This window comes from Hydrogenophaga sp. NFH-34 (assembly GCF_021401345.1).
Taxonomy (GTDB): Bacteria; Pseudomonadota; Gammaproteobacteria; order Burkholderiales; family Burkholderiaceae_C; genus Hydrogenophaga; species Hydrogenophaga electricum.
The window spans coordinates 1-21,363 of sequence record NZ_JACBGE010000034.1; the positions used below are offsets into that span (position 1 = coordinate 1).

The 21,363-nt window shown below is 66.9% G+C and carries 18 protein-coding genes; 13 read left to right on the top strand and 5 right to left on the bottom strand.

Going from position 1 to position 21,363, the window contains the following annotated elements:
• The first annotated feature begins 269 nt into the window (after positions 1-269).
• Positions 270-1,247, top strand: coding sequence for a hypothetical protein (locus L0977_RS23255; protein WP_234267312.1), 978 nt, complete (start codon positions 270-272; stop codon positions 1,245-1,247).
• A gap of 27 nt (positions 1,248-1,274) precedes the next feature.
• Here L0977_RS23255 and L0977_RS23260 read toward each other — a convergent pair whose 3' ends face one another.
• Both L0977_RS23260 and L0977_RS23265 read right to left on the bottom strand, forming a co-directional pair.
• Entirely contained in the window at positions 1,275-2,498 is a 1,224-nt protein-coding gene (locus L0977_RS23260; RefSeq protein ID WP_234267313.1) for a DesA family fatty acid desaturase, read from the bottom strand.
• A gap of 164 nt (positions 2,499-2,662) precedes the next feature.
• Positions 2,663-3,922: an RsmB/NOP family class I SAM-dependent RNA methyltransferase gene (locus L0977_RS23265; protein WP_234267314.1), complete on the bottom strand. Its 1,260-nt coding sequence runs from the start codon at positions 3,920-3,922 to the stop codon at positions 2,663-2,665.
• Between the two features lie 34 nt (positions 3,923-3,956).
• Here L0977_RS23265 and L0977_RS23270 point away from each other — a divergent pair, with 34 nt between their 5' ends.
• Positions 3,957-5,576, top strand: a complete 1,620-nt coding sequence (locus L0977_RS23270) for a peptide chain release factor 3 (RefSeq protein ID WP_234267315.1) — start codon at positions 3,957-3,959, stop codon at positions 5,574-5,576.
• A gap of 23 nt (positions 5,577-5,599) precedes the next feature.
• Positions 5,600-5,827, top strand: coding sequence for a DUF3820 family protein (locus L0977_RS23275; RefSeq protein WP_234267316.1), 228 nt, complete (start codon positions 5,600-5,602; stop codon positions 5,825-5,827).
• Positions 5,828-5,834: 7 nt separating this feature from the next.
• Here the strand turns inward: L0977_RS23275 and purN are convergent, their stop codons facing one another.
• On the bottom strand, positions 5,835-6,416 hold the full coding sequence (purN, locus tag L0977_RS23280) for a phosphoribosylglycinamide formyltransferase (protein WP_326491104.1): 582 nt from the start codon (positions 6,414-6,416) through the stop codon (positions 5,835-5,837).
• 54 nt (positions 6,417-6,470) lie between these two features.
• Here purN and L0977_RS23285 point away from each other — a divergent pair, with 54 nt between their 5' ends.
• The 4 genes from L0977_RS23285 (at position 6,471) to mdtD (ending at position 11,258) form a co-directional block, all read left to right on the top strand.
• Complete coding sequence (locus L0977_RS23285) at positions 6,471-7,142, top strand: YceH family protein (protein WP_234267317.1); 672 nt, start codon at positions 6,471-6,473, stop codon at positions 7,140-7,142.
• A gap of 78 nt (positions 7,143-7,220) precedes the next feature.
• Positions 7,221-8,402, top strand: a complete 1,182-nt coding sequence (locus tag L0977_RS23290; protein WP_234267318.1) for an acyl-CoA dehydrogenase family protein — start codon at positions 7,221-7,223, stop codon at positions 8,400-8,402.
• 93 nt (positions 8,403-8,495) lie between these two features.
• Positions 8,496-9,611 carry an acyl-CoA dehydrogenase family protein gene (locus tag L0977_RS23295; RefSeq protein WP_234267319.1) on the top strand — a complete coding sequence of 372 codons (1,116 nt, stop codon included), beginning with the start codon at positions 8,496-8,498 and terminating at the stop codon, positions 9,609-9,611.
• 207 nt (positions 9,612-9,818) lie between these two features.
• Positions 9,819-11,258, top strand: a complete 1,440-nt coding sequence (gene mdtD / locus L0977_RS23300; protein ID WP_234267321.1) for a multidrug transporter subunit MdtD — start codon at positions 9,819-9,821, stop codon at positions 11,256-11,258.
• Positions 11,259-11,287: 29 nt separating this feature from the next.
• On the opposite strand, the gene L0977_RS23305 is transcribed toward mdtD, so the two are convergent.
• A complete protein-coding gene (locus L0977_RS23305) occupies positions 11,288-11,845 on the bottom strand; it encodes an HNH endonuclease (RefSeq protein WP_234267322.1) in 558 nt (185 codons plus the stop codon).
• A 158-nt stretch (positions 11,846-12,003) separates the two neighbouring features.
• Between L0977_RS23305 and L0977_RS23310 the strand changes: the two genes are divergently transcribed.
• The 6 genes from L0977_RS23310 (at position 12,004) to L0977_RS23335 (ending at position 20,283) form a co-directional block, all read left to right on the top strand.
• Complete coding sequence (locus L0977_RS23310; protein WP_234267323.1) at positions 12,004-13,077, top strand: bifunctional riboflavin kinase/FAD synthetase; 1,074 nt, start codon at positions 12,004-12,006, stop codon at positions 13,075-13,077.
• A 121-nt stretch (positions 13,078-13,198) separates the two neighbouring features.
• Positions 13,199-16,120 (top strand): isoleucine--tRNA ligase, encoded by a 2,922-nt coding sequence (gene ileS, locus L0977_RS23315; RefSeq protein WP_234267324.1) that lies wholly within the window; start codon positions 13,199-13,201, stop codon positions 16,118-16,120.
• A 2-nt stretch (positions 16,121-16,122) separates the two neighbouring features.
• Positions 16,123-16,632 carry a signal peptidase II gene (gene lspA / locus L0977_RS23320; protein ID WP_234267325.1) on the top strand — a complete coding sequence of 170 codons (510 nt, stop codon included), beginning with the start codon at positions 16,123-16,125 and terminating at the stop codon, positions 16,630-16,632.
• Positions 16,633-16,708: 76 nt separating this feature from the next.
• On the top strand, positions 16,709-18,367 hold the full coding sequence (locus tag L0977_RS23325; RefSeq protein WP_234267326.1) for a Na/Pi cotransporter family protein: 1,659 nt from the start codon (positions 16,709-16,711) through the stop codon (positions 18,365-18,367).
• A 62-nt stretch (positions 18,368-18,429) separates the two neighbouring features.
• Positions 18,430-19,575 carry an aminotransferase class V-fold PLP-dependent enzyme gene (locus L0977_RS23330; protein WP_234267327.1) on the top strand — a complete coding sequence of 382 codons (1,146 nt, stop codon included), beginning with the start codon at positions 18,430-18,432 and terminating at the stop codon, positions 19,573-19,575.
• A 195-nt stretch (positions 19,576-19,770) separates the two neighbouring features.
• Positions 19,771-20,283, top strand: coding sequence for a porin family protein (locus L0977_RS23335; protein ID WP_234267328.1), 513 nt, complete (start codon positions 19,771-19,773; stop codon positions 20,281-20,283).
• A 72-nt stretch (positions 20,284-20,355) separates the two neighbouring features.
• Here L0977_RS23335 and L0977_RS23340 read toward each other — a convergent pair whose 3' ends face one another.
• A complete protein-coding gene (locus tag L0977_RS23340) occupies positions 20,356-21,348 on the bottom strand; it encodes a quinone oxidoreductase family protein (protein ID WP_234267329.1) in 993 nt (330 codons plus the stop codon).
• Between the last annotated feature and the right edge of the window lie 15 nt (positions 21,349-21,363).

Genomic DNA, 21,363 nt, shown 5'->3' on the forward strand with positions numbered 1-21,363 from the left:
GATTTTCGATAGCGTAACTGTACAGTGAAGCGACAATGTTTGCAACACTGTTTTACGACTTCTGGCTGGCGTGACATACATCAGCCCATTGTTGGCGCCCACCCGCTTTTACGAATACCCGTTTTTTCATGCACGGGCGTCAGCACCGGGGTCGCGCCATAGGCCATTTCGCCTATTGCGAACACTTCGCTTTTGCCACACAGTGACGCACCTTTTGCCACTGGGCGAAGGCGGATGATCTGCAGCCGCCTCACCGCCGCCGCGCTCCGATGAAAAACATACAACTGCTGCAGAACTGCCTGACCGACACCCAGCTGGCCCACCTCATGCCGGGCTTCAAGGCCCTGGATTTTCGCCACAACCCCCGGCCGGAGTGCCGCGAGTTCCAGATCTTCGAAGCCCTGATGGAGGCGGGCGTCCCCCAGTCCCACGACCTGCTCGGGGCGGTGTCCAGCCGGTTCCAGGCCAAAACCCGGTTGAATGGCCTCCAGGTGCGCCAGTGGATCACCGCCCATCCGGGCTACGAGGTCTACGGTGTCCACCCCTGGCCCCAGTGGCAGTACCTGCATTTCAACAGTTTCGAGCGTGCCCACATCATTCACGGGCCGGACTTCACGGCCCGCACCCAGCAGGTGTTGGACGCGGCGCGAATCCCGATCAATGCCACCGCGCCAGGGCGCCAGCACAACCGCAACCTGTGCATGAGCAGCTACTGGTTCGGCACGCCACGTTTCTGGGGCCGGTTCATGTCGGAACTGGTGCTGCCGATCATGCGCCTGAGCCCCCGCGAACTGGGCAGCGAACTGCACGACTACCTGTATGGCAACCCACTGCCTTACTATGGCCTGTCCAATCACCGGGCCGGCGCCCTGCCCTTTGTGTTGGAGCGGCTCACCAGCCTCTACATCGCAGCGGCTTTCCCCGGCCAGGCCCTGTATTACCAGCGCGATCTGCCGCAGATCCTGGAAAGCTGCCTGTTCCCCTTCGAGCGCGACCTGATCACCCAGTTTCACACCCAGGTCGATGCCTGGGATGCGGCAGGCGTCTACGACACGGAAGCCATGCGCTACTTCGACCGGGCTTCCCGGCATGGGGCCCACGGATGGCTGACCTACATGCTGATGCACCCGGTCAGCTTCGACCACGGCGACCCGCGCCCGCGCCTGCCCTGGTTTGCCAGACAGGCACCCGCGAGCACCTCGGTCACGCCGCGCCCGGCAGTCACCACGCCCGAAGAGGCATGGTGACGACAGGATCGCGGAACGGTCCCCGGATCAGGCGTGCGCCGAACGCAGGCGCACGGAGAAGTCCCGCAGCGCCGCGATGCCACTTTCTTCGGCGCGACGGCACCAGGCCTGCAGGTCGGCCGCCATCTGTTCGCGCGTGGCATGGGTGCCCGTCCAGAGGGCACGCAGCTCTTCGCGCATGGTCACCATCTTGTCGAGCACCGGATGCTCGGCACGGACCTGGGCCAGTTGCGGACGCACCTCGGCGGGAACCTTGTCGTCGTCACGGTGCAACCAGCGCCGCGCCGACTTCATCACGCCCGTGTCGGCACTGCGGGCCTTGAGGCCTTCCAGCTCGCGCTGGCAGGCAGCACGCAACTCGACGGCGAAACCGGCCATGACCTCATAGCGGTTGGCGATGATGGCCTCCAGCGTCTTTTCATCCGCCACCGGCTTCACATCGCCGTATGCCATCTTGGGCGGCACCTTCTTGGGATTGGCCAACCCGAGCAGCCCCAGCGCCCGGATATAGAACCAGCCGATATCGAATTCGTAGGGCTTGACCGAGAACTTGGCCGAGGTGGGATAGGTGTGGTGGTTGTTGTGCAGCTCTTCGCCGCCCACCACCAAGCCCCAGGGAAACACGTTGGTACTGGCATCGGTCGCTTCGAAATTGCGATAACCCCAGTAGTGACCGATGCCGTTGATGACGCCCGCAGCCCAGAACGGAATCCAGAACATCTGGACGGCCCAGACCGTCAGACCCACGGCCCCGAACAGGACCACGTCCAGGATGAGCATCAGGCTCACCCCCAGCACCGGGAAGCGGGAGTACAGGTGGCGTTCGATCCAGTCATCGGGCGTACCGTGACCAAACCGGCTCAGCGTCTCGGCATTCTTGGCTTCGGCACGGTAGAGCTCGGCGCCCTCCCACATCACTTTCTGGATACCGAACACCTGCGGGCTGTGCGGGTCGTCCTCGCGCTCGCACTTGGCGTGGTGCTTGCGGTGGATGGCCGTCCACTCCTTGGTCACCATGCCGGTGGTCAGCCAGAGCCAGAAACGGAAAAAGTGCGCCGCCACCGGGTGCAGGTCCAGCGCCCGGTGCGCCGAATGGCGGTGCAGGTAGATGGTGACGCTGGCAATCGTGATGTGCGTGAGCACCAGGGTCACCAGCACAACCTGCCACCAGCTTGCACCGGTCAGACCTTGGTCCAGAAAGTGGACCACGCCGTCCCACAGGGTGGAAACAACGGTATCGGAGGTATTCATTCAGTTCCTAGCAGTTCGCCCAACGACGGCGAGGGGACAACCCGGCAGCGGCGGTCTGCGCGACCGGAAAACCACCGATTTTACCGACGGTACCATTGGGAACCAAATCGGGCCAGCCGGTGGAAAACACGGGTAAGACCCGCCAGTTCCCGAAAAGTGCCGCCTCAAGGTTTGCGCTGCCAGACGGCGGCAAAAAAGCCGTCCGTCGCATGCCGGTGGGGCCACAGGCGCAGAAAACGCCCATCGACGCCCTGGCACAGCCGACCGGCGTCCGCCCCCGGCAGCAGCGCGGCCACCGGCTGCGCCACAAAGTCGGGATGCGCCTGGTCGAACGCCTCGGCCACCGCCTCGTTTTCCTGCGGCAGCAGGCTGCAGGTGGCGTAGACCAGACGCCCACCCGGCTTGAGCAGACGGGCCGCGCTGGCCAGGATGCGCTGTTGCAGCTCTGCCTGGGCAGCAATGGTGTCCGGCGTCTGGCGCCACTTGAGGTCCGGGCTGCGGCGCAGCGTGCCCAGGCCGGAACAGGGGGCGTCGACCAGCACCCGGTCGATCTTGCCGGCCAGGCGTTTGATGCGCTCGTCGCGTTCATGGGCAATGGCCACCGGGTGCACATTGGACAGGCCGCTGCGCGCCAGCCGCGGCTTGATGGCGTCGAGCCGGTGCGCGGAGGTGTCGAAGGCGTAGAGCCGGCCGGTGTTTTTCATGGCGGCGCCAATGGCCAGGGTTTTGCCACCGGCTCCGGCACAGAAATCGGCCACCATCTCGCCGCGCTTGGCGTCCAGCAGCAAAGCCAGCAGTTGCGAACCCTCGTCCTGCACCTCGACCTCGCCGCTGGTGAAGGCTGGCAGTTTGTACAGGGATGGCTTGCCCTGCAAGCGGATGCCCAGTGGCGCATAGGGCGTCGGGTCCGCCACCAGCCCAGCTGCGCGCAACTCGGCCAGCACGGCCTCGCGTTTCTTCTTCAGGGCATTGACGCGCAGATCCAGCGGTGCGGGCGACAGCAGGCTGGCCGCGAGCGCGTCGAATTCGTCGCCCACCTGCTCGCGCAGCGCGGCAGCCAGCCATTCGGGCAGGTTGTGGCGGTGCGGTGCCAGCAGGTCGGCATCACCGGCCTTGGCACAGGCATCGAGCCAGCTCTTTTCGGCGTCGTTGAGCGCACTTTTGAGGAAGTCGCGATCGCCCGGGAAGCCCAGAATGGCCAGGCGCCGCCATTTGGAACCGCTCCCTGAGCGCGCCAGGCCCTCGAATTTCAGCCGCTCGCGCAGCACCGCAAACACGGTGTCGGACAAGGTGGCCCGCTCGCGCGGGCCCAGGGCCTTGTTCTCGCGGAAATGGCGCGCCACCACGGCGTCGGCCGGGTGATCGAATTTGAAGACTTTTTCAATGAGGCTGGCGCTTTCGTCCAGCAGGGCTTTCGGGTGCATCCTGACATTGTCCCACCGGGGATAATCGAAGGCTATGTCCGACATCGCCCAACAGGTGCGCCGCCGCCGCACCTTCGCCATCATTTCCCACCCCGACGCGGGCAAGACCACCCTGACCGAGAAGCTGCTGCTGTTCTCGGGTGCCATCAACATTGCCGGCTCGGTCAAGGCGCGCAAGGCCGCACGCCACGCCACGTCCGACTGGATGGAGATCGAAAAGCAGCGCGGCATTTCGGTCGCCTCGTCGGTGATGCAGATGGAGTACCGCGACTGCGTCATCAACCTGCTGGACACCCCCGGCCACCAGGACTTTTCGGAAGACACCTACCGCGTGCTCACCGCCGTGGACGCGGCGCTGATGGTGATCGACGCCGGCAACGGCGTGGAGCCGCAGACCCGGCGCCTGCTGCAGGTCTGCCGCGCGCGCAACACACCCATCCTCACCTTCGTCAACAAGATGGACCGCGAGGTCAAGGCCCCGCTGGACCTGATGGACGAAATCGAGCGCGAACTGGGCATGACCGTCGTGCCCTTCACCTGGCCGGTCGGCATGGGCAAGACCTTCCGCGGCGTGTACGACCGCCGCGAGGACCAGATGCGCGTGTTCGCCGCCGGTGAAGACCGCCGCGGCGGCGACGAAGAAGTGCTGGCCGGTCTGGACAACCCCGAGAGCGCGCAACGTTTCGGCATGGAGTGGGGCCCCGCCAAGGACGAGCTCGAACTGGTGGAAGGCGCTTCCCCCGCTTTCGACAAAGAAGCCTTCCTCAACGGCCAGCAAACGCCCATGCTGTTCGGTTCAGCCGTCAACAACTTCGGCGTGCGCGAGGTGCTGGACGCCCTGGTGGATCTGGCGCCGCAGCCCGGCGCCAAGGCGGCGATCCAGCGCGTGGTCGAGCCGACCGAACCCAAGTTCAGTGGTGTGGTCTTCAAGATCCAGGCCAACATGGACCCTGCGCACCGCGACCGCATCGCCTTCGTGCGCTGCGCCAGCGGCCACTTCGAGCGCGGCATGCGCCTGAAGGTGGTGCGCAGCGGCAAGGAATTGCGGCCCAACACCGTGGTGAGCTTCCTGAGCCAGCGCCGCGAACTGCTGGACGAGGCCTTTGCCGGCGACATCATCGGCATTCCCAACCACGGCGTACTGCAACTGGGCGACACCCTCACCGAGGGCGAGGCGCTGCAGTTCACCGGCCTGCCCTTCTTCGCGCCGGAAATCATCCGCAGCGTGGAAGTGGCCGATCCGCTCAAGACCAAGCAACTGCGCGCCGGCCTCACGCAGTTGGGCGAAGAAGGCGCGATCCAGGTGTTCCGTCCCATCGCCGGCACGGTGCTGCTGCTGGGCGCCGTCGGGCAGCTGCAGTTCGAGGTGGTGGCGCACCGGCTGGAGCACGAATACGGTGTCAAGGCCCGCATCACGGGCAGCAGCTACAACGTGGCGCGCTGGGTGACCTGCGCGCCCGAGGACGGCGGCGAACAGGAACTCAAACGCTTCATGGACGCCAATGCCCACCGCGTGGCGCTGGACGCGGTGGATGCGCCAACGGTGCTGCTGGACCACATGGCCACGCTGCGTGCGGTCGAAGGCAATTGGCCGAAGATCAAATTCCACGCGATGCGCGAGCACGCGGGCCTGGTGTTCCACAAGGGCGTCTGATGGCAGCGGCAGGCGCGCCCGGCATGCGCCCTGAAGACCTGGAGCGCCTGTTCAGCGTGAAGATGCCCTACGGTAAGTACCAGGGCCGCGCCATTGCCGACCTGCCCGGCAACTACCTGAACTGGTTTGCTCGCGAGGGTTTCCCCCGCGGCGACCTGGGGCGCCTCATCGCGCTGATGCACGAAATCGACCACAACGGCCTGGGCGAGTTGCTCGCGCCACTGCGGGCGCGCCACCGCCCGCCCGGCTGAGGCCGGTTCAGGCCGCGATCAGGCGCTCGACCACTTTCGGGTAAATCTGGTGCTCCTGCGCCAGCACGCGTGCGGCCAGCGCCTCGGGCGTGTCGCCCGGCAACACGGGCACCACGGCCTGGTCGAGGTATTCGCCGTGGTCCAGCTCGGCCGTCACGCGGTGCACCGTGCAACCCGCAAAGCGGCAGCCGGCTTCGATGGCGCGCCGATGGGTGTGCAGGCCCGGAAAGGCCGGCAGCAGGCTGGGGTGGATGTTGACCAGCCGCCCCGCGTAATGCTGGACAAAACCGGGCGTGAGAATGCGCATGAAACCCGCCAGCACCACCAGCGCCGGGTGGTGGCGGTCGATCTCGGCCATCAGCGCCGCGTCGAAGGCCTCGCGCGAATCGAAGGTCTTGTGGTCCAGCGCGGCGGTGGGGATCCGGTGCTCGCGGGCCATCGCCAGGCCGGCTGCATCCGACCTGTTGCTGACGACAGCCGCCACGCGGGCGCCATGGCGCTCGGCCCAGCGCTCTTTGAGGGACGCATTGACGATGGCGGCCATGTTGGAGCCGCTGCCAGAGATGAGAATGACGATGTTTTTGTCCACGGCCCTGATTGCAGCCACCCGCCAGTCGGGGCCGCCAAGTGTAGCGACCCGCCCATGACCCTCGACTTCCGCACCCGCCCCCTTTCCCCCGCCGAAGCCCGCGTGCTGGCCACCCTGATGGAGAAAGCCCGCACCGTGCCCGACAGCTACCCGCTGTCGCTCAACAGCCTGCAAAGCGGCTGCAACCAGAAATCGTCGCGCGAGCCGGTGATGAATCTCGGCGAAGCCGAGATCACCGACGCCATCGACGGCCTGCGCGACCTCAGCCTGGTGATCGAATCCAGCGGCAACCGCGTGCCGCGCTATGAACACAACTTCCAGCGGGCCGTGGGCGTGCCCGAACAGTCGGCCGTGCTGCTGGGCTTGCTGATGCTGCGCGGCCCGCAGACGGCGGGCGAGTTGCGCACCAACGCCGACCGCTGGTACAGGTTCCTGGACATCGCCTCCGTCGACGCCTTCCTCGACGAACTGCAGGAACGTGCCGAGGAAAAAGGCGGGCCGCTGGTGGTCAAGCTGCCCCGCGCGCCAGGCGCCCGCGAACAACGCTGGGCGCACTTGCTGTGCGGCCCGCTGGACCTCTCATCGCCGGCAGCGAGCAGCGCCCCAGCCGGCGATACCGCGCTGGCCGAGCGCGTGGCCACCCTGGAGAACACCGTTGCCACCCTCCAGGCCCAACTGGCCGATCTGCGCGAACAACTGGGCATGTCGCAGCCCGGACAGCCCTAAAACGAACGGCCGTGCGAAACTCCGCGGATCGGGCCGCCACCGCCGGCGGCTGTCGATCACCCGACCACGGAGACAAGCATGGATTTGGCATTCACGCCGGAAGAACTGGCATTCCGCGATCAGATTCGCAGTTGGGTCAAAGCCAACCTGCCTGCGGACATTGCCCACAAGGTCCACAACGCCCTGCGCCTCTCACGCGACGACATGCAGCGCTGGGCCAAGATCCTGGGCAGCAAGGGCTGGCTGGGTTATGGATGGCCCAAGGAATTCGGCGGCCCCGGCTGGACCGCCGTGCAGAAACACCTGTTCGAAGAGGAATGCGCCCTGGCCGGCGCGCCGCGCATCGTGCCTTTCGGGCCGGTGATGGTGGCCCCGGTGATCATGGCCTTTGGCAATGCCGAACAGCACCAGCGTTTTCTGCCTGGCATCGCCAGCGGTGAAGTGTGGTGGAGCCAGGGCTACAGCGAACCGGGTTCGGGTTCGGACCTGGCCTCGGTCAAAACGCGCGCCGAACGCCAGGGCGACCACTACCTCGTCAACGGCCAGAAGACCTGGACCACGCTGGGCCAGTACGGCGAGTGGATCTTCTGCCTGGTGCGCACCAGCACCGAAGGCAAGCCGCAGACCGGCATCAGCTTTCTGCTGATCGACATGAAGTCACCCGGCGTGACGGTGCGGCCGATCAAGCTGCTCGACGGGGAGTGCGAGGTCAACGAAGTCTTCTTCGACAACGTCAAGGTACCGGCCGAAAACCTGATCGGCGAGGAAAACAAGGGCTGGACCTACGCCAAGCACCTGCTCAGCCACGAGCGCACCAACATCGCCGACGTCAACCGCGCCAAGCGCGAGCTGGAGCGCCTCAAGCGCATCGCCAAGGCCGAGGGCGTCTGGGACGACGCGCGGTTCCGGGATCAGATCGCGCTGCTCGAAGTCGACATCGTGGCGCTGGAAATGCTCGTGCTGCGCGTGCTCTCGGCCGAAAAATCGGGCAAGAACCCGCTGGACATTGCCGGCCTGCTCAAGATCAAGGGCAGCGAAATCCAGCAGCGCTACGCCGAGTTGATGATGCTGGCCGCCGGCCCGTTCAGCCTGCCCTTTATCGAAGAAGCCATGGAAGCCGGCTGGCAGGGCAACTTCCCGGGTGGCGTGGTGGCCAACGCGCCGCTGGCGTCGACCTACTTCAACATGCGCAAGACCACCATCTACGGCGGCTCCAACGAAGTGCAGCGCAACATCGTCGCGCAGACGGTGCTGGGATGATTTTCCGCCGGGCCGCCCCTGGGAAAATCGCGCCCCCTTGGGGGGGCAGCGAACCCGGGGTGAGCGTGGGGGCTCAAATTTCTGGAGATTCACATGGACTTCAATTTTTCCGACGACCAGGAACAGCTGCGCGACGCGGTGCGCAAATGGGTCGACAAGGGCTACGATTTCGAGCGCCGCCGTGGCATCGTCAAGGCGGGCGGGTTTGACCGCGCGGCGTACAACGAACTGGCCGAACTCGGTCTGGGTGGCCTGTACATCGGCGAAGACGACGGCGGCCTGGGCATGGGCCCGGTCGAGGGCATGGTGGTGATGGAAGAGCTGGGCCGCGGCATCGTGCTGGAGCCGCTGGCGCAGACCCTGATCACCGGCGGCGTGATCGGCGCTTACGGCGGCACCGAGGTGAAGGCCGCCTGGCTGCCGAAGATCGCGACGGGCGAGGCCCTGGTGGTGCTGGCGCAGCAGGAGCGTGGGGCGCGGTACCGGCTCGACGTCTGCAAGACCACGGCCACCCAGACCGGCAGTGGCTGGACGGTCAGCGGCACCAAGAGCGTGGTGCCCGCCGGTGATCAGGCCGATGCGTTCCTCGTGCCCGCCACCGCCCACGGCAAGATCGCCCTCTTCCTGGTCGAGCGCAGCGCCAGCGGCGTGAGCACACAAGGCTACGGCACGCAGGACGGCGGTCGCGCGGCCGAGGTGACGCTGCAGAACGCGCCCGCCACCCTGGTGACCTCCGACGGCCTGCCGGCGCTGGAGCACGCGGTGGACATCGGCATCGCCGCCATCTGCGCCGAAGCCGTGGGCGTGATGGACAAGACCATCGCGGTGACGGCGGAATACCTGAACACGCGCAAGCAGTTCGGCGTGGTCATCGGCAGCTTCCAGGCCTTGCGCCACCGCATCGCCGACATGAAGATGCAGCTCGAACTGGCCCGGTCGATGAGCTATTACGCCAGCCTCAAGCTCAATGCCCCGGCCGACGAGCGCCGCCGCGCGCTCTCGCGCGCCAAGGTGCAACTGGGCCAGAGCATGCGCTACGTGGGCCAGCAGGCGGTGCAGCTGCATGGCGGCATCGGCGTGACCGACGAGTACATCGTCAGCCACTACTTCAAGAAGCTCACCCAGCTGGAAATGACCTTCGGCGACACCCTGCACCACCTGGGCGAGGTGTCGGCGCGCATGGAGGACACGGCCGGGGTGTTTTCCTGAACACCCCCCTGCGCCGCTGACGCGGCTTCCTCCCGCTCTGGCGCGCCGCAACGCGGCGCTGGGCAGGGGGACGGCGCCTGGCCGGCGAAGCCGGACCCTCGTCGCCCTGGTGGCGCAGACACTTGGCGCCGGACAGGGAGATGGGCTCCTGCGCCACTTTCACCCTGCTCTCTTCGGGGCAGCGGCAGCCCACCTATCATCCGCGCCATGAATTCCGCCGCATCGCCCGCCTCGTCCCGCCAACTGCTGTGGCTGGTCGCGGTGGGTTTTTTCATGCAGACGCTGGACGCCACCATCGTCAACACCGCCCTTCCCGCCATGGCGCGCAGCCTCGGCGAAAGCCCGCTGGAGATGCAGGCGGTGATCGTCTCGTACGCGCTCACCATGGCGGTGGTCATCCCGGCCTCGGGCTGGGTGGCCGACCGCTTCGGCACCCAGCGCGTGTTCTTCACCGCCATCGTGCTGTTCACCCTGGGCTCGGCCGCCTGCGCCGCCTCGCCCAGCCTGCACTGGCTGGTGGCTGCGCGTGTGCTGCAGGGCCTGGGCGGCGCCCTGCTGCTGCCGGTGGGCCGCCTGGCGGTGCTGCGCGCCTACCCGCGCGAGCAGTTTCTGGAAGCCATGAGCTTCGTCGCCATGCCGGGCCTGATCGGTCCGCTGGTCGGTCCCACGCTCGGCGGCTGGCTGGTGGAGGCCGCGTCCTGGCACTGGATCTTCCTCATCAACCTGCCTGTGGGCGTGCTCGGCGCACTGGCCACCCTGCGCTACATGCCGGGTGGTCGCTCGGAACGGCCGCCCGCGTTCGACGCGGGTGGCTACACGATGCTGGTGGTGGCCATGCTGGCCCTTTCGCTGGCCCTGGACGGACTGGGTGGCCTGGGCATGAAACACCTGCTGGTGCTGTTGCTGCTCCTGCTGGGGCTGGCCGCCCTCACCGCCTACTGGCTGCACGCCGCGCGCGTGCCCGCCCCCCTGTTCACGCCCCGGCTGTTTTCGCTGCAGAGCTTCCGGGTCGGGCTGCTGGGCAACCTGTTCGCGCGCATCGGTTCCGGTGCCATGCCTTACCTGATTCCCTTGCTGATGCAACTGGCCATGGGCTACAGCCCGGCCCAGGCCGGCATGCTGATGCTGCCGGTGGCACTCGCCGGGCTGGGCATGAAGCGCCTGGTCACGTCCATCATCGGCCGCTGGGGCTACCGCCGCGTTCTGATCGGCAACACGCTGGCCCTGGGGGCCATGATCGCGGGCTTCGCACTCATGACGCCCGACCAGCCGCTGTGGCTGCGCGTGTTGCAGATGGCGATGTTCGGCGCGGTCAATTCGATGCAGTTCACGGCCATGAACACCGTCACGCTCAAGGATCTGGACCCGGCCCACGCCAGCGGCGGCAACAGCATGCTGTCGATGGTGCAGATGCTCGGCATGGGCATGGGCGTGAGCGTGGCCGCCACGCTGCTGGCCGCTTTCGGACCTTGGCTGGGCGTTTCCGCCAGCGCCGCGGGCCCGGACGCCCTGCCCGCGTTCCGCGCAGCGCTGGGTGCCATCGGTGCCGTCACCATGCTGTCGGCCGGCATCTTCTGGCAATTGCAGCCCGAGCCGCCCCGCCCCGACGACGACCGCCGTGCCGGCGAATCGCGCGCGGAGCACTGAACCGACTCACGGCGACCGAGCGCCCGCCGTCAGGCGTGCAGCCGCGACGACTTGGGCAGATGCGCCATCAGAAACTCCATCTGGTCGGCCAGGATGCGGCGGTTGCGCAGGATGAAGTCTTCCCACAGGCTGGGCACATAGGGCGTGTACAGCAGTGCCATGTGCGCCTGCTCGGGCGTGCGGTTGCCCTTGCGGTGGTTGCACGAACGGCAGGCCGTGACCACGTTCATCCAATGGTCGCGCCCCTGCTGGGCCAGCGGCCGGATGTGCTCGCGCGTCAGCTCGTCTTCGTGGAAAGGGTTGCCACAGTACGCGCACACGTTGCGGTCGCGCGCGAACAGCTTGGGATTGGTGAGCGTGGGATAGAGCTCGAAGGGGTTGATGGCCGGCACGCCCTTGGTGCCGATGATCGAGTTGACGGTGACGATGGACTGCCGCCCGGTGAGCGCGTTGTGCCCGCCATGGAACACCGCGATCTCTGCGCCCATCTCCCAGCGCACCTCGTCGGCGGCGTAGTGGAGCACGGCTTCCTCCAGGCTGATCCACGATTGCGGCAGCCCCTGGGCAGAGAGCTTCAAGACCTTCAAGACCCACTCCTTCGAAGCAGAGACCGGCAAAGCCCGGCTGCACCGACCGGGCAACCGGTGCGCCCGGATCGCCGAAAATTCCGCGACCCGAAAGCGCTGTCTTGTATGCCAATATAGCGTGCTTTGATGACAGGCCTTTGCCTGCGACGATTGCCCCCATGAAAATCCTCCGAGGCCTCTGGAACCGCGACGCAGCCGTCCCGCACGGCTGCGCGCTGACCATCGGCAACTTCGATGGCGTACACCGTGGTCACCAGGCCATGCTCGCCCTGCTGCAGAACGAGGCCCGCCACCGCGGCGTGCCCACCTGCGCCCTGACCTTCGAGCCCCACCCGCGCGACTTTTTCGCCGCCGTGCACCGCAAGCCCGAGCTGGCACCGGCCCGCATCGCCACCCTGCGTGACAAGCTGCTGGAGCTGGAACGCTGCGGCGTCGACCAGTGCGTGGTGCTGCCCTTCAACGCCCGGCTGGCGGCCCTGCCGCCGCAGGCCTTCATCGACGACATCCTGGTCAAGGCCCTGGGCGTGAAATACGTGCTGGTGGGCGACGACTTCCGCTTCGGCGCGCAGCGCGCGGGCGACTACGCCCTGCTCGACAGCGCCGGCCAGCGGCTCGGCTTCGACGTTGCCCGCATGCAAAGCTACGAGGTGCACGGCATCCGCGTCTCCAGCTCGGCCGTGCGCGAGGCGCTGGCCGCTGGCGACATGGACCGCACGGCCGCGCTGCTGGGCCGCCCCTACAGCATCAGCGGACATGTGGTGCACGGGCGCCAACTCGGGCGACAGTTGGCCGAGAGCCGACCCGGTGCGGGCGATGGCTTCCGCACCCTGAACCTGCGCTTCGCGCACTGGAAGCCGGCCGCCAGCGGCATCTTCGCCGTGCACGTGCACGGCCTGCACCCAGACCCGGACGCGCCGCCGCTCAACGGTGTGGCCAACCTCGGCATCCGCCCCTCGCTGGACCCCGACGACGTCAACGGCGGACGGGTGCTGCTGGAAACCCACTGCCTGGACTGGCCCGCCGAACTGGCCGCGCACCTGCCGCAGGGAGAGGCCTACGGTAAAATCATCCGGGTGGAACTGCTGCACAAACTGCACGACGAGCTCAAGTACCCCAGTCTCGACGCCCTGACCCAGGGCATCGCCAAAGACTGCGACGATGCGCGCGCGTTCTTCGCCTCCCTGCACGCGCAGACCCGCCGCCAGACCACGCGCGACCGAATTCAGGGCTGATCGCCGCCCGGTCGCCGCCCCCGACAGACTCAGGGCGAACGGTCCCTTCCTTTGTGCTCGCCTGCCCTGCCGTCCGGGCTTGAGTCTGTCGACACCCCGATCCCGAGATTCGAGACTCATCATGTCCGACCAGAAAACCCCCGCCAAATCCGAGGCGAAAGCCGACCCTTCGGGCGGCGCCTACCGCGCCACGCTCAACATGCCCGACACCCCGTTCCCGATGCGCGGCGACCTGCCCAAGCGCGAACCGGGCTGGGTGAAGGATTGGAACGAAGGCGGGCTGTACCAGCGCCTGCGGATGGCGCGTCGCGGTGCCCCACTGTTCGTGCTGCACGACGGCCCGCCCTATGCCAACGGCCAGATCCACATGGGCCACGCGGTCAACAAGGTGCTCAAAGACATGATCGTCAAGAGCCGGCAGTTGGCCGGCTTCGACGCGCAGTACATCCCCGGCTGGGACTGCCATGGCCTGCCGATCGAGAACGCCATCGAGAAAAAACACGGCCGAAATCTGAGCCGTGATGACATGCAGGCCAAGAGCCGCGCCTTCGCCACCGAACAGATCAGCCAGCAGCGCGAAGACTTCAAGCGCCTGGGCGTGCTGGGCGACTGGGAACGCCCCTACCTGACCATGAACCCCGGCAACGAGGCCGGCGAAATCCGCGCCTTCAAACGCGTGATCGAGCGCGGCTTCGTCTACCGTGGCCTCAAGCCGGTCTACTGGTGCTTCGACTGCGGCTCCTCGCTGGCCGAATTCGAGATCGAATACGCCGACAAACAGAGCGACACGCTGGACGTGGCCTTCGAGGCCGACGATCCGGCGAAGCTGGCCGCCGCCTTCGGCCTGGCCGCCTTGCCCGAGGGCAAGAGCGCCTTCGTCGTCATCTGGACCACCACCGCCTGGACCATCCCGGCCAACCAGGCGCTCAACGCCCATCCCGAACTGGACTACGCGCTGGTCGACACGCCGCGCGGTGTGCTGCTGCTGGCCGAGAGCCTGGTTGGCCCGTGCCTGGAGCGCTTCGGTCTTGAAGGCACCGTGCTGGCCACCGCCAAGGGCGAAGCCCTGGGCGGCCTGGCCTTCCGCCACCCGCTATATGACGCCGACGCCGGCTACCGGCGCCTGTCACCGGTGTACCTGGCGGACTACGTGAGCGACAGCGACGGCACCGGCATCGTGCACTCGGCGCCCGCCTACGGTGTGGACGACTTCAACTCCTGCGTCGCCAACGGCCTGCCATACGACCAGATCCTGAACCCGGTGCAGGGCAACGGTACCTACGCGGCCGACTTCCCGCTGTTCGGCGGCCTGCACATCTGGAAGGCCGTGCCGGTCATCCTGGATGCGCTCAAGCTCGCCGGCCGGCTGATGGCCACCCAGCGCATCACCCACAGCTACCCGCACTGCTGGCGCCACAAGACGCCCGTGATCTACCGCGCTGCCGCGCAATGGTTCGTGCGCATGGACGAAGGCGAAGGCGTGTTCACCCAGCCGGGCGCCAAACCCGCGAAGACGCTGCGCCAACTGGCGCTGGACGCCATCGAGCACACCGGCTTCTACCCGGAGAACGGCCAGGCCCGGCTGCGCGACATGATCGCCAACCGGCCCGACTGGTGCATCTCGCGCCAGCGCTCCTGGGGCGTGCCGATTCCCTTCTTCCTGCACAAGGATTCGGGTGAACTGCATCCGCGCACGATGGACATCCTGGACCAGGCGGCCGACATCGTGGAAAAAGGCGGGATCGAAGCCTGGAGCCGGGTGACGGCCGAAGAGATCCTGGGCGCCGAGGACGCGCCGCACTACACCAAGAGCACCGACATCCTGGAAGTGTGGTTCGATTCCGGCTCCACCTTCTGGCACGTGCTGCGCGGCTCGCACGCCCACGCCTACCCGAACGGCGCCGCGCACGCCGAAGGCCCCGAGGCCGATCTCTACCTGGAAGGCCACGACCAGCACCGCGGCTGGTTCCACAGCTCGCTGCTGCTGGCCAGCGCCATCTACGGCCGCGCGCCCTACAAAGGGCTGTTGACGCACGGCTTCACCGTGGACAGCCAGGGCCGCAAAATGAGCAAGTCGCTGGGCAACGGCATCGACCCGCAGGACGTCAACAAGAAGCTCGGCGCCGAAATCATCCGCCTGTGGGTGGCCGCGTCCGACTACTCCGGCGACATCGCGGGCGACGAAAAAATCCTGGCCCGTGTGGTCGACGCCTACCGCCGCATCCGCAACACGCTGCGTTTCCTGCTGGCCAACACCAGCGACTTCGACCCCGCCACCGACGCCGTGCCGCTGGACCAGATGCTGGAGATCGACCGCTACGCGCTGGCGCGTGCCGCCGAGCTGCAGGCCGAAATCCTGAAGCACTTCGACGTCTACGAATTCCACCCCGTGGTCAGCAAGCTGCAGGTGTACTGCTCGGAAGATCTGGGCGCGTTCTACCTCGACGTGCTCAAGGACCGGCTTTACACCACCGCGCCCAAGAGCCTGGCGCGCCGCAGCGCCCAGACCGCGCTGCACCAGATCACCCACGCCATGCTGCGCTGGATGGCGCCGTTCATGAGCTTCACGGCCGAAGAGGCCTGGCCGGTGCTGGCCGGTGTGCAGAGCCAGGGCTCGATCTTCTTCGAGACCTTCCTGTCCCTGCCCTCGCCGAACGAAGCGCTGCTGGCCAAGTGGTCGCGCATCCGCGCCATCCGCGACGTGGCCAACAAGGCCATCGAGGACCTGCGCGCCGAAGGCCAGGTGGGTGCTTCGCTGCAGGCCACGCTGACCATCACCGCCGGTGCCGACGATGCGGCCCTGCTGCGTTCGCTGGGCGCCGATCTGAAGTTCGTGACCATCACCTCGGCGGTTGCGGTGGAGGACGGTGACGTCCTGCACGTCGTGGTCAGCCCGAGCACGGCCACCAAATGCGAACGCTGCTGGCACTACGCCGACGACGTGGGCCAGCACGCCGCCCACCCCACGCTGTGCGGCCGCTGTGTCGGCAACCTGGCCGAGGCTGCCGGCAACGGGAGCGGCGAAGTCCGCACGGTGGCCTGAACATGGCCAAGAACCGATCCTCCGTCTGGCCCTGGCTGGGCCTGAGCGCGGCCATCGTGCTGCTGGACCAGTTCACCAAGGTGCTCATCCTGGGCAACTACCGGCTCGGCGACAGCACCCCCGTCACCAGCTTCTTCAACGTGGTGCGGGCCCACAACACCGGTGCGGCCTTCTCGTTCCTGGCCAACGCCGGGGGTTGGCAGCGCTGGGTGTTCATCGGCCTGAGCGTGGCCGTGGCGATCTTCGTGCTGTGGATGCTGCGCTCGCACCCGGGCCAGAAGCTGTTCGCGTTCGCGCTTTCGTGCATCCTGGCCGGTGCCATCGGCAACAACCTGATCGACCGCGTGGTGCACGGCTACGTGGTCGACTGGCTGGACTTCCACTGGGCCTTCCTCGGAGGCATCTTCCCAGGGGGTCACTTTCCGGCCTTCAACGTCGCCGACATGGCCATCACGGTGGGGGCGGCCTCGCTGATCCTCGACGAAATCCGGCGCGTGCGCCGCAGCAAATAAGCCCGACCTTGCCCGCGCTGCGGGCTTTTTGGGCAGCTGCAGCAATATTCGAGCGGTTGTATATTCCTTCTGGAATATGAAACATCTGCTCAACTTGCTGGCGGCGATCGCGCTGCTGGTCTGGGGAACCTATCTGGTGCGCACCGGCGTGCTGCGGGTCTTCGGCAGCAATCTGCGCCAGATCCTGGCCATCAGCACCGGGAACCGCTATTCGGCCGCGCTGTCGGGGCTGGGTGTCACGGCGCTGGTGCAGTCCAGCACCGCCACCGCCCTGATCGTGTCGGCGTTCGTCGGACAGGCCCTCATTCCCCTGTCGGCCGCCCTCGCCGTGATGCTGGGCGCCGATATCGGCACGGCCGTGATGGCGGTGCTGTTCTCCTTCGATCTGTCCTGGCTGTCGCCGCTGTTCATCTTCGTCGGCGTGACGCTGTTCATCGCGCGCCAGGGCACGCCGGTGGGCGACGTGGGCCGCGTGTTCATCGGCCTGGGTCTGATGCTGCTGGCCCTGCAGTTGGTGTCGGAAGCCACGCATGTGCTCACCCGCAACCCGGCGGTGCAACTGATGCTGCAGTCGCTCAGCAGCGACCGCCTGCTGGAAATCCTGGTCGGCGCCACGCTGGCCGTGCTGTCCTATTCCAGCCTGGCGGTGGTGCTGCTGACCGCCACCCTGGCCATCAACGTGGTGGGCATCGACGTGGCCATGGGTCTGGTGCTCGGCGCCAATCTGGGCAGTGGCCTGCTGGCGGTCATCACCACGGCCGGCGCCTCGCGCCACACCCGCCAGGTGCCGCTGGGCAACCTGCTGTTCAAGGCCATGGGCGTGGCCATCGCCATCCCGCTCATTCCCTACTGGCTGCGGGCCGCGACGCCCTGGGTCAGCGACCCGGCGACGCAGACGGTGCTGTTCCACTTGAGCTTCAACCTGCTGGTCGGCCTGGTCTTCATCGGCTTCACGGCCCCGGTGGCGCGCTGGGTGGAGAAAGTCTTTCCGGTCCACGCAGGCCAGCAGCTGCACCGGCCCAACCACCTCGACCCGTCGGCGCTGGCCACCCCGTCGCTGGCCATTTCCTGCGCCGCGCGCGAGGCCTTGCACCAGGCCGACGTGGTGGAAACCATGCTGCGCGGCGTGATGACCGTGATCCGCCACAACGACCTGCAGCTCTCGCAAGACCTGCGCAAGCTCGACGACACGGTCGACGGCCTGTATTCGGCGATCAAGTACTACCTCACCAAGCTCTCGCGCGAGCAGCTCAGCGAGGCCGAAAGCCGCCGCTGGACCGACATCATCAGTTTCACCATCAACATGGAACAGATTGGTGACACGGTGGAACGCGCGCTGCTGGACATCGAGGACAAGAAGATCCGCAAAGGCCGCGATTTTTCCGAGGCTGGCCTGGCCGAAATCGCCGAACTGCACAGCCGCCTGCTGGACAACCTGCGCCTGGGCATGAGCGTGTTCCTCAACGGCGACGTGCGCGACGCACAGAAGCTGCTGGAGGAAAAGGCGCGCTTTCGCGACCGCGAGCGCGAATGCGCGCAGGCCCACCTGCTGCGCCTGAGCGACAAGACCCTGCAAAGCATGGAGACGAGTTCGCTGCACATCGACCTGCTCAGCGAACTCAAGCGCATCAACTCCAGCATCTGCTCCATCGCCTACCCGATCCTGGACTCGGTGGGCGCGCTGGCCCCTGACCGCCTGCGCAGGGACGCCGACCCCACAGGCCTGCGGCCCTGACGCCCCTGTGCTAACCTGCCGGCCCCGCCACCGGCGCCGGTGGCCTTTCCCTGGAGACACTCATGCCCGGCCTGCTGCCCCACATCGACCCTGACGGTCTGCTCGAGTTTTCGGTCGTCTACACCGATCGCGCGCTCAACCACATGTCGCGCCGCTTCCAGGGCGTGATGAACGACATCTCCACCCTGCTCAAGCGCGTCTACGGTGCCCATTCGACGGTGCTGGTGCCCGGCAGCGGCACCTTCGGCATGGAAGCCGTGGCCCGCCAGTTCGCCCAGGACCGCCATGTGATGGTCATCCGCAATGGCTGGTTCAGCTACCGCTGGACGCAGATCTTCGACATGGGGCACATTCCGGCCAGCCACACTGTGCTCAAGGCCCGCCCCACCGGCAGCGACGCTCAGGCGGCCTGGGTGCCCTGCCCCATCGACGAAGTGACGGCGGCCATCGCCCGCGAAAAACCCGCGCTGGTGTTCGCCCCGCACGTCGAGACCGCCGCCGGCATGATCCTGCCCGACGACTACCTCCAGGCCGTGGCCGACGCGGTGCACGCCGTCGGTGGCCTGTTCGTGCTGGACTGCATCGCCTCGGGCGCGATGTGGGTCGACATGAAGGCGACCGGTGTGGACATCCTGATCTCGGCCCCACAAAAGGGCTGGAGCAGCTCGCCCTGCTGCGCCATGGTCATGCTCAGCGAGCGCGCCCGCCAGGCCATCGATGCCACCCAGAGCACCACCTTCGCGGCCGACCTGAAGAAATGGCTGCAGATCATGGAAGCGTACGAAGGCGGTGGCCACGCCTACCACACCACCCTGCCCACGGACGCGCTGCAACGCCTGCGCGACACCATGAAGGAAACCGAGGCTTATGGCTTCGAGCGGGTGCGCAACGAACAGATCGAACTGGGCCGCCGCGTGCGTGAACTGCTGGAGCGCCACGGCTTCGCCAGCGTGGCCGCGCCAGGCTTCCAGGCCCCTGGCGTGGTGGTCAGCCACACCACCGACCCGGGCGTGCAGAGCAGCCAGAAATTCCTCGCCGCCGGCCTGCAGACCGCGGCCGGTGTGCCGCTGCAGTGCGACGAAGGGCCTGCGTTCAAGACCTTCCGCATCGGCCTGTTCGGCCTCGACAAGTGGCACGACGTGGACAGCACGCTGGCGCATCTGGAGCAGGCGCTGGCCCAGGTAGCGCCCGCGCCCGCCACGGCCTGAGGTGTTGGCCCGCCCCCACAGTGCGGGGGCGGTTTTTCAGCGCGATGCACAAATAGTGCACAGCCTTCACAGCCCGTTTCAGGCCCGGGTGAAAAACCCTCTTAGGATGAAGAGGCAGTCTCGGCGCACGCCATGGTCCCCATGAAGTCGCCGGGTTTGCGAATGCAATCTCTGCCAATCTTCAAGGAGGATCACATGAAAAAGGCAATCGGCATTGTCGCCACCACGATGATCATGGGCCTGTCGGCCGCTCAGGCGCAAGGTCTCTACGGCGAAATCGCCTACCAATCCCTCGATTTCGACACCAAGACCAACCCGGCGGCGGTGCGCCTGATCGGCGGTTACGAAATCACCCCCCACATCGCCGTCGAAGGCATGCTGGGTCTGTCGGCCAAGAAGGGCAAGGAAACCGTGGACGGCATCCCGGTCTCCCTCAAGGTCAAGGAACTGTGGGGCGTGTACGCCAAGCCCAAGTTCAAGGTCGGTGAATCGCTGGAGCTGTTCGCTCGCCTGGGTTACGCCGGCGCGAAAGCCAAGGCCACGGCGACCGCCTTCGGCTACACCGCTTCGGCCACCGTCAAGGACGACGACTTCTCCTACGGCGTCGGCCTGAGCTACGCGATCACCCCGCAGATGTCGATCACGGCGGACTACCTGAAGATCAGCGATGTCGACGGTTTCGCCATCGGCCTGGGCTGGCGCTTCTGAGCCTGACGCGCTCGGCACAAAACCAAGGGCTGCCACGGCAGCCCTTTTTTGTGCCTGCGGAACGGCCGCAGGTCAGGGCAGCAACACCGTGCAGCCGGTGGTCTTGCGCGCCTCCAGGCTTTCGTGCGCCAGGCGCGCGTCGGTCAGGGCAAAACGCTGATCGATGCGGATCTGCACCTGGCCACTGCCCACCACCTGAAACAGGTCGTTCGCCATGGCCTGGGTGCGTTCACGGCTGTTGATGTGGGTGAACAGCGTCTGCCGGGTCACATAGATTGAACCCTTGGGCCCCAGGATGCCGGGCGCGAACGGCGGCACCGGACCGCTGGCATTGCCGAAGCTGACCATCAGCCCGAACGGGCGCAGGCAGTCGAGCGAACCGTCCCAGGTGTCCTTGCCCACCGAGTCGTACACCACTTTCACGCCCTGGCCCGCGGTGATGTCCTTGACGCGCTCGGCAAAGTTCTCGGTCCGGTAGTTGATGGTGAACTCGGCACCGTGCGCCTGGGCCAGTGCGCACTTCTCGTCCGAGCCCGCGGTGCCGATCAGGCGCAGCCCCAGGGCCTTGGCCCACTGGCAGGCGATGAGGCCAACCCCGCCGGCCGCCGCATGGAACAGCACAAAGTCACCCGGCTCCAGACCCTCCACCGGACGGCAGCGGCGCAGCAGGTACTGCGCGGTCAGCCCCTTGAGCATCATGGCCGCACCGGTCTCGAAGTCGATGGCGTCGGGCAACTGGCAGACATTCATGGCCGGCATCACCCGCAGATCGCTGTAGCTGCCCGGCATGCCAGCGGCATAGGCCGCCCGGTCACCCGCCTTGAGGTGCATCACCCCGGGGCCGACCGCTTCGATCACCCCGGCGCCCTCCATGCCCAGCGTCAGCGGCAACGGGTTCTGGTAAAGCCCCGTGCGCTGGTAGACGTCGATGAAGTTGAGGCCGACGGCCTCGTGGCGGATGCGCACCTCGCCGGGCCCCGGCTCGCCAACCTCCACGGTGTCGACGACGAGTTGCTCGGGGCCCCCATGGGCGTGAATGCGCACGGCACGGCTGGTCTGGGTCATGACAGTCTCCTTGAT